The following is a 13,234-nucleotide window of genomic DNA, read 5'->3' as shown; positions in this document are numbered from 1 at the left end:
TTTTGAAAGTTGTTACAATTCTAGTGACAAATGATATAATCTTTCCAGTATTTTGTAAAGAAAAAAATAAGAATGGGGCTGAAAAAATGAAAGTCGCATGTATTCAAATGGATATTGTTTTTGGAGATGTAGAAAAAAATATTGAGAATGCTAAAAATAAAATAAGCGAAGCTATGAAGGAAAGGCCAGATGTTATCGTCTTACCAGAACTATGGACAACAGGATATGATTTAACGAGACTTTCTGAAATTGCAGATAGGGATGGAGTGGAAACGAAAGAAAAGTTAATAGAATGGGCGAAGCAATATGATATACATATTGTTGGTGGTTCTATAGCAAAGCAAACAGAGCAAGGCGTTACAAATACGATGTATGTTGTAAATAATGAAGGACAGCTAGTCAACGAATATAGTAAAGTACATTTATTTCAGCTTATGGATGAACATAAATATTTAATAGCCGGTAATGGTACGGGCGAATTTAAGCTAGATGATGTCGAATGCGCTGGAACAATTTGTTATGATATTCGTTTTCCAGAGTGGATGCGTGTCCATACTGCTAAAGGGGCAAAAGTATTATTTGTTGTAGCAGAATGGCCATTAGTTCGTTTAGCACATTGGCGTTTGCTATTGCAAGCAAGAGCAGTTGAAAATCAGTGTTATGTTGTTGCGTGTAATAGAGCAGGAAAGGATCCAAATAATGTATTTGCGGGTCATTCTTTAATTGTGGACCCTTGGGGTGAAGTTGTAGTAGAGGCGAATGAAGAGGAATCAATTTTATTTGGAGAGCTTGAATTCGAGAAAATTAAAGAAGTACGTAAAGGAATTCCGGTTTTTGCGGATCGCCGTCCAGAATTATACAAATAAAATGTTGACAAGTGATTTTTATTCTTGGTATAGTCTTCAACATAAAGTTAAAAATTCAAAAAATTATACAACTCTTATCAAGAGCAGGTGGAGGGATTTGGCCCGATGAAGCCCAGCAACCGACCGTAATACCATTGTGAAATGGGGCGTTTATTACGCCAAAAGGCACGGTGCTAATTCCAGCAGAAAGTAAAACTTTCTGGCAGATAAGAGGGGAGAAGATAAACTTCAAACCTCTTTCTTAGTGGAAAGAGGTTTTTCTATGTTAGAAAAACCTCTGAATTTAAAAAGGGGGAGAAGACGATGGGATATTATTCATTAACAGAAATAACAGCTGTACAATATGCGAAAGATCATGGCTATTTTGAAGCGAAGGCAAATGTCGTTTGTCATGAAATTGGAGACGGAAACTTAAATTACGTGTTCAAATTAGATGATGGAGAGAAATCAATTATAATAAAACAAGCACTGCCTTATGCGAAAGTAGTTGGTGAAAGCTGGCCATTGTCTATAAAAAGAGCAACGATTGAAAGCAAGGCATTACAAATTTTTGCGCAGTATGTACCGGATTATGTTCCAGTAGTGTACAGTCATGATGAAGAGTTAGCGATAACGGTAATAGAAGACTTATCAAGACTAACAATTACAAGAAAAGGATTAATAGACGGAGAAGAATATCCGCTTTTATCCCAGCATATCGGCCGTTTTCTAGCACATGTTTTATTTTATACTTCAGATTTTGGTTTACAGTCAGAAGAGAAGAGGGTACTAGAAGGTACCTTTGTAAATCCGGACCTTTGTAAAATTACAGAGGATTTAGTGTTTACAGATCCGTTTGGACATTATGATACAAATGATTATGAGCCAGATTTACAGCTCGTGGTTGATGAACTTTGGAGTGATAAAACTTTAAAACTAAAAGTAGCACAATATAAATATAAGTTCTTAACAAGAAAAGAAACTCTTATTCATGGTGATTTACATACTGGTAGTATTTTTTCGTCACCTTCTGAAACGAAAGTGATTGATCCAGAATTTGCGACATATGGCCCATTTGGATTTGACATAGGTCAATTTATTGCAAATCTATTATTAAATGCTTTATCTAGAGAAGAAGAAAAAAGAAGTGTACTATTTTTCCATATAGAAAAGACGTGGAGTTATTTTGTAGAAACTTTTACAAAGTTATGGATTGGAGAAGGTGTAGAAGCATATACGAAAGAAAAACAATGGTTACCAATTATTTTGCAAAATATCTTTACTGATGCAGTTGGATTTGCCGGATGTGAACTGATTCGTAGAACAATTGGTTTAGCTCATGTAGCAGATTTAGATGAAATAGAAAATAAAGAAACAAGAATTCAAGCTAAGAAACAAGCGCTATCCTTAGGTAAAGAACTAATAAAATATGAATCTAAAAGTGCTGATATTCAACTGTTTCGAATATTATTTCAACAGACAGTTTCAGGGGGCGTAAAAGCGTGAGTACAATTGTTACTGTTCCGAGATCTGTAAGCTGGAAAGGTGATGCAATTGCGGTATTAAATCAAACGAAATTGCCGCATAGCACAGAATACAAAACATTGACGACTATTGAAGAGGTTTGGAAAAGCATCGTAATGTTAGAAGTACGAGGAGCGCCTGCAATTGGAATTGTAGCTGCATTTGGCTTGGCGCTTGCATCAAAAAAATATAACACTGTACATATTGAAGAATTTCAAAAGAAGTTTAATAGAGATTGTAATTATTTAGGAACGTCACGCCCGACAGCAGTAAATTTATTTTGGGCAATTGATCGTATGAGAGAATCTATTCGAGAGATTACTACAATAAAAGAAGCACAAAAAACATTAGAAGAAGAAGCGCTTCGCATTCAGCAGGAAGATGAAGAGGTGTGCCGAAATATTGGGGAATATGCGTTAACATGTTTTAAAGATGGCGATAATATTTTAACAATCTGTAACGCTGGAAGTATCGCAACTGCCAGATATGGAACTGCATTAGCTCCCTTTTATATTGGAAAAGAGAAAGGTGTGCGTTTACATGCATATGCGTGTGAAACGAGACCAGTTTTACAAGGTGGTCGCTTAACGACCTGGGAATTGAAGCAAGCAAATATTGATGTGACCCTTATTACAGATAATACTGCAGCTCATGCTATTCAAACGAAAGAAATAAATGCAATTATTGTAGGGGCGGATCGAATTGTCGCAAATGGAGATACGGCAAATAAAATAGGGACAATGAATTTAGCTATTTTAGCAAAGCACTTTAATATCCCATTTTACGTTGCTGCTCCACTGTCAACATTTGATGTTACGAAAGAAACTGGAGCTGAAATTATTATTGAAGAAAGAGATGAAACAGAAGTTACGAAAATCTTTGGAAAACAAGTAGCACCAATTGGAACGGATGTTTATAATCCAGCATTTGACATAACGCCGAATGAATTAATTACAGGAATTATTACTGAGAAAGGTATTATACGCGGGGACTATAAACGAGAAATTGCATCATTATTTGAAAAACAAGCTAATACATAATAGCTTGTTTTTTTATGCCTAAATGCAGTGTTTTCTCTTACTTATATAATGAAAGGAGGGGAAGAGGATGGAAGAGTGGATCAAGATGATAGGTAATGTAGGGTTTCCGATTGTTGTAACATTATATTTACTCCACCGTATTGAAAGTAAACTAGAGGGGGTAATTGTTGCAATTGAGAAGCTCCCGCGGCAATTACTAAAGTACGAAGATCCTCGGGAATAAAAATAAAGTTTGCTCTTCTTGAGCAAACTTTATTTTTATTGAGCGGTATAACCACCATCTACAACAACAGCTTGTCCCGTTATACCTTTAGCTTTTTCACTCGCTAAAAACATCGCATAATCAGCGATTTCTTGTACTTGTAATAAGCGCTTTTGTGGGACGAGTGGATAAATAACATCTTCTAAAACATTTTCAAGTGGTACATTTCGTGTAGTAGCTAAGTCTTGTAGTTGATTACGTACAAGAGGGGTATCGACATAACCAGGGCAAAGGGCATTAACAGTAATACCATGCGTAGCACCTTCTAAAGCAGCAACTTTTGTTAATCCAATTACGCCATGTTTTGCACTATTGTAGGCAGCTTTTCCAGCAAATCCGACAAGGCCGTTAATAGAAGCGACATTAATAATACGACCATATTTTTGTTGTTTCATAATCGGAAAGGCATGCTTAATTGCGATAAACGGAGCAATTTGCATAATTTGAATTAGTAGCTCGAACTTTTCAGTTGGAAAGTCTTCAATGGGTGAAACGTGTTGCATTCCTGCGTTGTTAATTAATATATGTAATGAACCGAAATGATCAACTGTTTGAGAAATTGCTGCTGTAATTTCCTCTTCAGATGTAACGTCACATTTTAAACCGATAGCTTGAAAACCTTCATTTTGTAATTGTTCAGCAGCTTCTTTTGCACGTTCTTCAAGTCGATCGGTAATCACAACTTTTGCACCTTCTTTTGCAAAAGCCTTTCCCATTTCATAACCAATACCACTTGCAGCACCTGTTAAAAAGACAACTCGATTTGTAACCATGATGAAAAACATCCCTTCATAATAAAGTTTTCATAGTGCTCTATTTAGAGAAGCTATAATGAAATTCCTGCAAACATTTGGAAAAAAATATCGTTAGGAGGATTTAAATTATGTCGACAAGTCAAATGCTGAAAGGGATTTTAGAAGGATGCTTACTTGCTATTATTTCTGAAGGCGAAATATACGGTTATGAAATGAGTGAAAAGCTAGCGAAGTATGGTTTTACAATGGCGAGTGAGGGAAGTATTTATCCGTTATTAATACGAATGCAAAAAGAAGGACTAATAACAAGCGTAATGAAGGAATCTCCATCTGGTCCAAAGAGAAAATATTATACATTAACAGAAAAAGGCGAGGAAGCACTTGGTGAATTTATGGATCGCTGGGAAGCGATGCAAAGTAGTGTAGAGCGTCTACTTGAAGGGAAGGGGAGAAAAAAATAATGCTATCAAGTGAAGCGCGAAAGTTTTTGTTAGATATGAGATTATTTTTGACGGCAAAGAGTGTAAAAGAAAGTGATATTGAAAACTTTTTAGAAGATGCAGAGTTGCATTTAATAGAAGCTGAGAGTGAGGGGAAGAGTGTAGAAGATATTTTCGGAAGCTCACCGAAAGAATATGCAGATGAACTTGTAAAAGTGATGGAAAGGGATAGACAGGAAACGTGGAAGCAAATTGGTTTTACAGTAATGAATATCGTATCGTTTTGGATTATTGCTTCTATCTTAATAGTGAACCATGGAATGTTACAGATTTCACTTATTCAGTGTATCGGTTATAGTTTTTCATTTATTTTAGTTGTTATAGGTCCTAATTTTCTACTTCGCAAAATGACTTTTGTAACAAGTTTTTCAAAAACGTGGTTTTCTATGTGGTTTTTAGTAATGATAGCGCCAATGTTTTTAATGGGAGTTATTATGGTACTAGATGTGATATATCCTACAAAAATGTTTATATTCAATCAAATGCAAAGTTATTTATTGGCTGGTGGTATTTTTATCATTACAGTAGCGGTAAATATGTATTTTGATGGATGGTTTAAAAATTTATATTTAATTATTCCACTTTCGATTATGTTACTATTTAAAACATTTACATCAGAAGATCTCGTGCCAATGTTATTTCAAATTATATGTTTATACGGAAGTTTGTTTATTTTAATCTTCCTTGAAATTATGATGAAGACGAATAGAAGAGAAATGATTAAATAAGGGAGGAGTTATAATGAAGATTTCTAAAGAAGGTGAAAAGTTTTTAATCGATACGAAAGTATATTTAATAACAAAAGGGATTAAAGAAGAAGATGTGGACGCTTTTCTAGAAGATGCAGAGCTTCATTTAATAGAAGGTGAAAAAAAGGGAAAGACAGTAAGTGACATATTTGGTGACTCACCAAAAGAGTATGCGGAAGAATTAGCGAAAGAGATGGAGAAGGATAAAAGCGGGAGCATAAAAAGTATTTTAGGGATGATTATTGGTATTGGTGGATATTGGTTACTGACAAATATTTTATTTGGAAGCCCCGATCAACAATTTACGTTAACAAATGTACAGTTAATTGGTTATCCTATCGTTTTAATCATTACGATTATTGGAATGATTGTTGCATTTAGAATGTCTTCTTTTAAAAGTAAATTAGTAGAATTTGGAATGATTTATGTAATAGTAATGGTTCCTATTTTATTATTGGTGTTATTGATGTTTATGAATAAATGGTATGGGGCACCTGTATTGCAATTGTCGACAATGCAAACATATATATTAGCAGCAATTATCTTTTTATTACTTCTTATTGGTGAAGTATATGCTCTTGGCTGGATGGGTGTTTTTGTACTAATTGTTCCTCTTATGATTATGTTCTTATTTAAAGATTTAGAAGAAAGTAATGTATTTTGGGGAATTGCAAAGGTCTTACTTATGTATGGAAGTATATATGGATTAATGAAATGGTCTTTAAAAATTGAAGAAAGAAAAAGTGTGAACTAGAAATTCAATAAAAAGCGGCTGCTCTGGATATACCAAAAATTATTTCCAAAGAAATATTATATAGGGATTTTTAGAGGGATTACATTTAGTTGTCTATTTTTATTTCTAGCAGCCGGGATTTTGTTTGTTGATTGGAACAAGTTGTTTTAAACAGTAACATGAGGGTTACTGTTTTTTTCTTTGTAGTAAAGAGCTTTGTAAAGAGAGCGCTTTTTGTTCTGTTGTTAATAAGGAATGAATATGAACGTTTTCTGGACGAGGGACTATCGGATACATAAGATTTGTTGGAGAAGGGTGGTGCTCCGAGCCGGTTGGAGAATGAGGATCTGCATGAGTAAGTTTTCCATGAATACGTCTTGTAAATAAAATATGACCGATTTCGTGAGCGAGCGTATATATATTTTTCGTAGGGGCAGCCGAATTTGTTAAAACGATATAGCCAGTAAGTTGCTGTTGTTTTGCTAAAGAATAAGCGCAGGCAATTACTGCTGTTTCTTTGAAATAATCACTGCCAATATAACAAATATAAAGGTCGCATTCAGGAGCTTCATTTACACATGTTTGGAAAAAGGATGCCAACTTTTCTTGACTTTGAATGGAATTTTTATAACTGATTTCACGGTCAAAAAAACGGAAAAGTTCATTTAATACAATTACTTCTTGAATTTGAAATGTAATGGGGTACCAAATTGATTCTGCAACAGCTAAATCTTTTGCGATGCGGTCATCAGAAATATCGGCGCCGGGAGTAATGCAAATACATATATTGACGTATGGATCCATAAGGAACACCTCAAATGAAAAAAAGTTCTTCCTATAATATATGTGGGGAAAAGATGTCATGTATGGATAAACGCCTTCTTTATTGAATATATAGATGACAAGTCGAAAAAATTTCATAGTTCTATAACATGGTATGGTCGTCTTTTTGATATAGTAAAGGAAAGGGGGAGAATATATGTATACATTAAAAATCGTTTCAGACAGAGAAGCACTTTATCAATTTGCGAGTTATGTAAGAGTTGTACAAGGGATTGAAGATGTATATGTAGAGGTGGGAGAACCTTTATATGAACATCCTTTAATGAAGTTTTATGTACATATTAAGCTGAAAGAAACATATGAGCAGCATAAAGCGTTACAGGAAATAGCAAGATTAGTAGAATTGGGTCGTTTTACATATGTCCATTATCGTAATGATGAAATTGAGGAAGCTTTTGAAGCTGTAAAATATGAAAGTTTTAAGAAATAAAGATGAAAAAACGGAGGCGAAAGCTTCCTTTTTTTCTTTAAAATTACATGAACAAAAAGAGAGAAATTTTGTTATGATAAGGGAGGTTAGGGAAAGGGGAATTTACATATGGGGTATATTGAAGAGTTACGAAAAGTCGTTGGTACAAGACCGCTTATTCTCGTAGGATCAGCAATCATTATATTAAATGATAAACAAGAAGTATTGCTTCAATATCGTTCAGATACATATGATTGGGGTGTACCTGGCGGGGCGATGGAACTGGGTGAAACGACAGAAGAAACGGCACGTAGAGAGTTATTTGAGGAAACGGGGTTAACTGCAAAAATAATGCAATTTCTTGGTGTTCTATCAGGAAAAGAAGTATATTTCCGTTATCCGAATGGCGATGAAATTTTCAATGTCATTCATCTGTATCAGGCACATCATGTGAGCGGGGAATTAAAGCTCGATCATGAAGGGTTGAAACTTCAATATTTTCCAGTAGATAAGTTGCCAAAATTGAATGAAACAACAGAGAAAATTTTGCAAAAGTTTTTATATGCACTGACAGAATAGAAGGTTAATTCCTTCTATTTTTATTATATTAAATATTTTGATTTTTTAGTATGTTTATAGTATGATAGTTATAGATATACATCTTATGGAATTTCACCTAAAAACTTACTAGGGTACATAAGAGAGGGGCAAGTACAAAATGCATAATGTTGTTATTACAGCTGCAGTTCGTTCGCCAATTGGAACTTTTGGAGGAGCGCTAAAAAATGTAACGCCAGTAGAATTAGCTGTTCCTGTACTTCAGGAAGCTGTAAAACGAGGCGGGGTAGAACCACATGAAGTTGATGAAGTAATTTTAGGTCATTGTATTCAAAGAACTGATGAAGCAAATACAGCGAGAACAGCTGCATTAGCGGCAGGATTTCCTGACACAGTTACGGGATATACAATCCAACGTCAATGTTCTTCAGGTATGCAAGCAATTATGTCAGCTGCAATGCAAATCCAATTAGGTGTAAGTGATGTTGTTGTTGCAGGTGGAGTAGAAGCGATGAGTTCGAGCCCTTATGCATTGAAACAGCACCGCTGGGGACAACGTCTACAGCACGGAGAAATTCGTGATACGGTGTGGGAAGTGTTAGAAGATCCGATTCACCATATTATGATGGGTGAAACAGCGGAAAATTTAGTTGAACAATATGAAATTACAAGAGAGGAACAAGATGAAGTTGCTCTTCGCAGTCATACATTGGCACTGAAGGCAATCGAGTCTGGACACTTTGACGATCAAATTGTTCCTATTACAATAAAAGAACGTAGAAAAGAAGTAGTATTTTCGAAGGATGAGCATCCACGTGCAGATATTACAGCGGAAAAATTAGCAGGGTTAAAACCAGCATTCCGTAAAAATGGGTCTGTAACTGCAGGTAATGCATCTGGCCTGAATGACGGAAGTGCAGTTCTAGTATTAATGAGCGAAGAAAAAGCGAAAGAAAAAGGCTTACAACCGTTAGCTAGAATTGTTGGATATTCAGTAGCTGGAGTAGACCCGAAAATTATGGGTATTGGACCAGCACCAGCAATTCGTAAAGGTTTAGAAAAAGTAGATTGGTCATTGGAAGATGCAGATTTACTTGAAATTAATGAAGCTTTCGCGGCTCAATATTTAGCTGTAGAGAAAGAGTTAGGCTTAGACCGTGAAAAAGTGAACGTAAACGGTAGTGGCGTAGGACTTGGGCATCCAATTGGTTGTACAGGGGCTCGTATTACAGTAAGTTTAATTCACGAATTAAAAAGACGTGGGTTAGAAAAAGGAATTGCCTCTTTATGCGTCGGTGGCGGTATCGGGGTTGCCTTATTTATAGAAGCACTATAAAAAAGAAGCAGCTATTGCTGCTTCTTTTTTTACGACTCAAATAGATGATGAAATAATCGATCACGATTTTCAAAGAAAAGTTTCGTCGTTTGGTAATGCTCAGTTTCTTCTAATGTGGATTCGTGAATCCCTTCTTGTGTTAAAGAATATATAGTGGATTCAGGGTAGGCCATTAAAATAGGAGAATGCGTCGCAATAACAAATTGTGAACCTTGTTCCACTAGCTCATGCATTCGAATAAGCATGGAAAGTTGTCTCATTGGTGATAAAGCTGCCTCAGGCTCATCTAAAATGTATAAACCTTGTCCTGAAAAACGGTTCATAAATAAGGAAAAGAATGATTCGCCGTGAGATTGTTCGTGTAGTGAAACGCCGCCGTAAGATTTTATAGCATCTATTTCATCAATATAAGAAGCAACGTTATAAAATGATTCAGCGCGAAGAAAGAAACCGTCGTTTGGTGTATTGAAACTTTTGGAAATTCGAAGGTATTCATGTAAAGATGAATGTGAATCGTTAGTGCTAAAGCGGAAATTCTTCGTTCCACCTTCTGCATTAAAGCCTAACGCAATTGCAATTCCTTCAAGTAATGTTGATTTACCCGTTCCATTTTCTCCAATAATGAATGTTACATTTGGATGAAAAACTAGTGATTGTAATGTTCGGATAGCAGGTAAGCAGTAAGGATATGCGGAAAAACTAGGGATATTTTCTTTTTTTAATGTAGCATTTTGTAAAAAGGGTACGTCAATCAATATATAAACCTCAATTCATAACGGATTTTGATTCTAAAAAGGCGGCAAATACAAGTGTTAATGACACCTGAATCCCTTCCTTATTTTCTGAATATTTTATGTGGATTATATCATTTAAACTATCATATTCCAATGTGAAAATAAATATTGCATGAAGATCCATTCTCTCGTTATGATATATGGTATTCTATTGAAAATGTGAGAAGGAGTTAAAGTATGCCGTTTACATTTGCACATCCAGCAGCAGTTCTTCCTTTTGCGAAAAAGCATTCTAAACATATTTCAGTAACGGCTCTTATATTAGGTAGTATGGCGCCTGACTTTGAATATTTTTTACACTTTAGACCGTATGGTGTTATTGGCCATAAATGGCTCGGGTTCTTATATTTAAATTTACCGCTTGTATTTCTACTCGCATACATATATCACTACATTTTAAAAAAGCCGTTTATAACGCATTTACCTAAACCGTTTGCTGGTTATTATTCATATGCAATAGATGAGAGGTGGGGGCTACATACCTGGAAAGAATTCTTTGTATTTTGCTATTCTGCATTATTCGGTATGCTCACGCATGTTGTTTGGGATGCATTCACTCATAAGACAGGCTATTTCGTTATGAAAATACCATTATTACAAAGAGAATGGTACGGTATCTCTGTTTATAAATATATGCAACATGGAAGTACATGTATTGGTGTTCTACTATTAGTATACGTTTTATGGAAGTATAGAAATGAAATGGGTAAAGATCTTATTTTAGCTTCGGAAAAAAGAAAGTATTGGGTTTCAGTAATTGTTGTAGCAACTATTATATTTATCGTGCACGCGTTCCTAGATCCCTATTTTCATATTTTCCAAATTGGAGGTATAATAGTATCTGGACTGACAAGTTCATTTTGTGGACTTGTCATTGTTTCTATAGTTTACAAAGCCAGGGACTAATTTTATATTCATGAATGATAGCGTTAGGAGAAATGAAATGATGAAAGCATGGAAAAGTATTTTTGTTTTATGTAGTTTTCTTCTTATGTTAAGTGGTTGCTTCCATCAAGAAGAAAAGAAAGCTGAACCGAAGAAGAAAGAGTCTATTCCTGAAACAAAAGAATATGGTGGGCGTGAGCTGAAAAAAGTAGGACAAAAAGTGAAAGAAACAGGATGGGGTACTTTTAAGTTAGAGCAGATGCATTCTGTGAATCAAACATTTGAAGTAGCGCCAATGAAAATTCACGTACAAGATGTGAAAGTAATTTCTTTATCACAGATGAGTGAAAAGGCAAAAAAAACATTGAAAGTATACACGGCACTAACCCCTGAAGAAGTAAAACGGAGATTAGGGGATAAAGTAAGCCAAGAAGATGCAGAATTATATGCATCGCTAAGTGGAACAGAGATTAGTAATACAATTCGTTACGTTGAGATTACATATAAAGTGGAGAATACCGGAAATAAAAATATGCAATTTTTCTCTATGAATGATGTTATGATTAATGGTAAGCAACATTTTAAAGTAGCCACTCAAAACTTTTTATATGACGAAGATACGTTAGTTGGTACAAAAAATGTATCAAGAGAAGACTATAAGCCTGGTGAAACAAGAGATGGTATTATTGGTTTAATACTTGACGATGGAAAAGACAAGGTAAAGGATATTCAGTTTACAACTGATGATTTACTTGCAGGAGATTCAGAAACACAAGATGTTGTAAAAGAGCCACAAACGTTTAACATCTCACTAAAATAATGTAAGGCAAAACAGTCAGCATTCAAATATTATGCTGACTGTTTTTTTATTTCTTTTATGTATGAATCTACATTTTGAAAAGGCACCTTAATTTTAAACGCATCTTTTTGTTCATTAAATTGCTTTTCATTGTAGGGACCGAAACGTTTATTGTGCTTTACGTCAATAATCCAATAATGTTCACTTTTTTTATTTGCAATTGCTGCGTCAGGGTTATTCGGATCTGATTTTTCCTCGGTTTGTTTTGCAATAATGTATTTATCATCCCAAGCAATGTCTGTAATTTTTGCAGGGATGTATTGTGTGGCATATACAGCATCTTGCGAGGGGAAAAGTTCAAATGCATTTCCAGAAGTACGTATGAGTTCGTATTCATCGTTAACCGTATAAGTTAAGTGACCTGTGTTTCCTGCACAACCAGTTAATAGGAAGGCGACGAATAGGATTATCCATTTTTTCAATATGGGAACCTCCTTTATAATGCTATTGTAACAAATTGTACAAGAAAAGTAAGAGAAAGGCTAGTTTACAATGTTTTTTAGAAGTGGTACGATGAGACGGGTAAAGAAGGATATGAAGGAGTCGACATAAAATGAAGTTAAAGATGCATCGTCCAGCGCTTGTAATGAATCGCATAGGTGCTTCCCTAATTGACATGTTTTTAATCTCGGTTATGTATGGTGTAGTAGTAGCTATTATGACCGGAAACTATAGTGCTATGTTTAAGCGCTTTAATATAAGCTTAGGTGATTTTAGATATGATTTCGCAGTAGTTTTTATATTAATGGCGATATATTTTATTGTGTTACCCTTTATTTGGAACGGTGTTACACTTGGAAAAAAGGTAACGAGAATAAAATTAATTTCATTGAAGAGTGAAAAGCTAACGTTGCAAACATTAATTATAAGATTTTTTGTAGTGTTATTACCGAACGTATTGCTATTAGGAATTCCATTAATATGTAATATATATATGATGTTGTTCCGCAAAGATAATTGTGGTTTTCAGGATTTAATTACAAAAACGAAAGTAATAAGTCTTGTATAATGAAAAAAAGACCTTTTTATATATATGAAGTGCACCCCAATTGTTAGACACATAATTAACAATTGGAGGTGCATTTTTTATGGCTAAATTTTCTTCAAAAGATAAAATACAAGCAGTAAAACGATATCTAGAA

At 34.8% G+C, this 13,234-nt stretch carries 17 protein-coding genes, 1 pseudogene and 1 riboswitch; of the genes and pseudogenes, 14 read left to right on the top strand and 4 right to left on the bottom strand.

Annotation, left to right across the window (positions count from 1 at the left end; genetic code table 11):
• Positions 1-2: 2 nt before the first annotated feature.
• The 4 genes from ACS2CR_RS23165 to ACS2CR_RS23150 all read left to right on the top strand — a co-directional run bounded on the left by ACS2CR_RS23165 (position 3) and on the right by ACS2CR_RS23150 (position 3,632).
• A complete protein-coding gene (locus tag ACS2CR_RS23165) occupies positions 3-866 on the top strand; it encodes a carbon-nitrogen family hydrolase (RefSeq protein ID WP_000869881.1) in 864 nt (287 codons plus the stop codon).
• Positions 867-937: 71 nt separating this feature from the next.
• Positions 938-1,079: riboswitch (SAM riboswitch) on the top strand.
• A gap of 90 nt (positions 1,080-1,169) precedes the next feature.
• The gene (gene mtnK, locus ACS2CR_RS23160; RefSeq protein ID WP_000542673.1) at positions 1,170-2,351 is read left to right on the top strand and encodes an S-methyl-5-thioribose kinase; all 1,182 of its coding nucleotides are present in this window, start codon (positions 1,170-1,172) and stop codon (positions 2,349-2,351) included.
• The gene (gene mtnA, locus ACS2CR_RS23155) at positions 2,348-3,409 is read left to right on the top strand and encodes an S-methyl-5-thioribose-1-phosphate isomerase (protein WP_000104612.1); all 1,062 of its coding nucleotides are present in this window, start codon (positions 2,348-2,350) and stop codon (positions 3,407-3,409) included. Before mtnK ends, mtnA begins: the two co-directional genes overlap by 4 nt.
• 67 nt (positions 3,410-3,476) lie before the next feature.
• Positions 3,477-3,632 carry a YvrJ family protein gene (locus ACS2CR_RS23150; RefSeq protein WP_000393337.1) on the top strand — a complete coding sequence of 52 codons (156 nt, stop codon included), beginning with the start codon at positions 3,477-3,479 and terminating at the stop codon, positions 3,630-3,632.
• 35 nt (positions 3,633-3,667) lie between these two features.
• On the opposite strand, the gene ACS2CR_RS23145 is transcribed toward ACS2CR_RS23150, so the two are convergent.
• A complete protein-coding gene (locus tag ACS2CR_RS23145) occupies positions 3,668-4,444 on the bottom strand; it encodes a 3-hydroxybutyrate dehydrogenase (RefSeq protein ID WP_000258429.1) in 777 nt (258 codons plus the stop codon).
• A 110-nt stretch (positions 4,445-4,554) separates the two neighbouring features.
• Here ACS2CR_RS23145 and ACS2CR_RS23140 point away from each other — a divergent pair, with 110 nt between their 5' ends.
• The 4 genes and pseudogenes from ACS2CR_RS23140 to ACS2CR_RS23125 form a co-directional block, all read left to right on the top strand.
• The gene (locus ACS2CR_RS23140) at positions 4,555-4,887 is read left to right on the top strand and encodes a PadR family transcriptional regulator (protein WP_000107984.1); all 333 of its coding nucleotides are present in this window, start codon (positions 4,555-4,557) and stop codon (positions 4,885-4,887) included.
• Positions 4,887-5,654, top strand: a complete 768-nt coding sequence (locus ACS2CR_RS23135; protein ID WP_000952891.1) for a DUF1129 domain-containing protein — start codon at positions 4,887-4,889, stop codon at positions 5,652-5,654. Before ACS2CR_RS23140 ends, ACS2CR_RS23135 begins: the two co-directional genes overlap by 1 nt.
• Before the next feature lie 13 nt (positions 5,655-5,667).
• A complete protein-coding gene (locus tag ACS2CR_RS23130; RefSeq protein ID WP_153602659.1) occupies positions 5,668-6,429 on the top strand; it encodes a DUF1129 domain-containing protein in 762 nt (253 codons plus the stop codon).
• 12 nt (positions 6,430-6,441) lie between these two features.
• A pseudogene (locus ACS2CR_RS23125) lies at positions 6,442-6,579 on the top strand (DNA-binding protein); the annotation flags it as partial.
• A 15-nt stretch (positions 6,580-6,594) separates the two neighbouring features.
• On the opposite strand, the gene ACS2CR_RS23120 reads toward ACS2CR_RS23125, so the two are convergent.
• The gene (locus ACS2CR_RS23120) at positions 6,595-7,212 is read right to left on the bottom strand and encodes an ImmA/IrrE family metallo-endopeptidase (protein WP_016111247.1); all 618 of its coding nucleotides are present in this window, start codon (positions 7,210-7,212) and stop codon (positions 6,595-6,597) included.
• Between the two features lie 175 nt (positions 7,213-7,387).
• On the opposite strand from ACS2CR_RS23120, the gene ACS2CR_RS23115 reads away from it, so the two are divergent.
• The 3 genes from ACS2CR_RS23115 (at position 7,388) to ACS2CR_RS23105 (ending at position 9,554) form a co-directional block, all read left to right on the top strand.
• Positions 7,388-7,681 carry a DUF3928 family protein gene (locus ACS2CR_RS23115; RefSeq protein ID WP_016111246.1) on the top strand — a complete coding sequence of 98 codons (294 nt, stop codon included), beginning with the start codon at positions 7,388-7,390 and terminating at the stop codon, positions 7,679-7,681.
• A gap of 108 nt (positions 7,682-7,789) precedes the next feature.
• Positions 7,790-8,239, top strand: coding sequence for an NUDIX hydrolase (locus tag ACS2CR_RS23110; protein ID WP_002005651.1), 450 nt, complete (start codon positions 7,790-7,792; stop codon positions 8,237-8,239).
• Positions 8,240-8,378: 139 nt separating this feature from the next.
• Positions 8,379-9,554: an acetyl-CoA C-acetyltransferase gene (locus ACS2CR_RS23105; RefSeq protein WP_016111245.1), complete on the top strand. Its 1,176-nt coding sequence runs from the start codon at positions 8,379-8,381 to the stop codon at positions 9,552-9,554.
• Between the two features lie 29 nt (positions 9,555-9,583).
• Here ACS2CR_RS23105 and ACS2CR_RS23100 read toward each other — a convergent pair whose 3' ends face one another.
• A complete protein-coding gene (locus ACS2CR_RS23100) occupies positions 9,584-10,309 on the bottom strand; it encodes an AAA family ATPase (protein WP_016111244.1) in 726 nt (241 codons plus the stop codon).
• A gap of 216 nt (positions 10,310-10,525) precedes the next feature.
• Here ACS2CR_RS23100 and ACS2CR_RS23095 point away from each other — a divergent pair, with 216 nt between their 5' ends.
• Both ACS2CR_RS23095 and ACS2CR_RS23090 read left to right on the top strand, forming a co-directional pair.
• The gene (locus ACS2CR_RS23095; protein WP_001116847.1) at positions 10,526-11,254 is read left to right on the top strand and encodes a DUF4184 family protein; all 729 of its coding nucleotides are present in this window, start codon (positions 10,526-10,528) and stop codon (positions 11,252-11,254) included.
• 37 nt (positions 11,255-11,291) lie between these two features.
• Positions 11,292-12,053, top strand: coding sequence for a hypothetical protein (locus ACS2CR_RS23090; RefSeq protein ID WP_000973895.1), 762 nt, complete (start codon positions 11,292-11,294; stop codon positions 12,051-12,053).
• 29 nt (positions 12,054-12,082) lie between these two features.
• Here the strand turns inward: ACS2CR_RS23090 and ACS2CR_RS23085 are convergent, their stop codons facing one another.
• Positions 12,083-12,514, bottom strand: coding sequence for a DUF3997 domain-containing protein (locus ACS2CR_RS23085; protein ID WP_000758785.1), 432 nt, complete (start codon positions 12,512-12,514; stop codon positions 12,083-12,085).
• A 131-nt stretch (positions 12,515-12,645) separates the two neighbouring features.
• Here ACS2CR_RS23085 and ACS2CR_RS23080 point away from each other — a divergent pair, with 131 nt between their 5' ends.
• Complete coding sequence (locus ACS2CR_RS23080) at positions 12,646-13,101, top strand: RDD family protein (protein ID WP_000769098.1); 456 nt, start codon at positions 12,646-12,648, stop codon at positions 13,099-13,101.
• Positions 13,102-13,234: the final 133 nt, after the last annotated feature.

It is taken from the genome of Bacillus cereus group sp. BceL291 (assembly GCF_051776705.1).
GTDB classification, from domain to species: domain Bacteria; phylum Bacillota; class Bacilli; order Bacillales; family Bacillaceae_G; genus Bacillus_A; species Bacillus_A cereus.
This window is presented reverse-complemented; position numbering and strand designations above follow the sequence as displayed.